Source organism: Tritonibacter sp. SIMBA_163, assembly GCF_046535935.1.
Lineage (GTDB): Bacteria > Pseudomonadota > Alphaproteobacteria > Rhodobacterales > Rhodobacteraceae > Epibacterium > Epibacterium scottomollicae.
The window spans coordinates 1-229 of the sequence record NZ_JAWJBP010001559.1 but is presented as its reverse complement, the minus strand read 5'-3'; the positions used below and the strand labels follow the sequence as shown (position 1 = coordinate 229).

At 64.2% G+C, this 229-nt stretch carries 1 pseudogene; it reads right to left on the bottom strand.

The features are described from left to right. Positions 1 to 229, bottom strand: a pseudogene (locus tag R0J92_RS27510) (glycosyltransferase family 2 protein); the annotation flags it as partial.

Genomic DNA, 229 nt, shown 5'->3' with positions numbered 1-229 from the left:
GTGGGAAAGCGGAACAGGGTGCAATGCGGCTGGTCGTCTTCGCCATGCACATAGGATCCGGCCAGTCCGGCACCCGGGGGGTCCTGCAAGAAGTCCCGCAGGGTGCGAATGCAATCGGTTTCGGGAAAGGCGCCGGAGTTCAGAAGGGAGTGGCAATCCGGCACGGCCCCATCCGACTGCCGTGCCTGAAATCCGCTGTTCATGCCGGCGCCAAAGCCGCCATTGACCG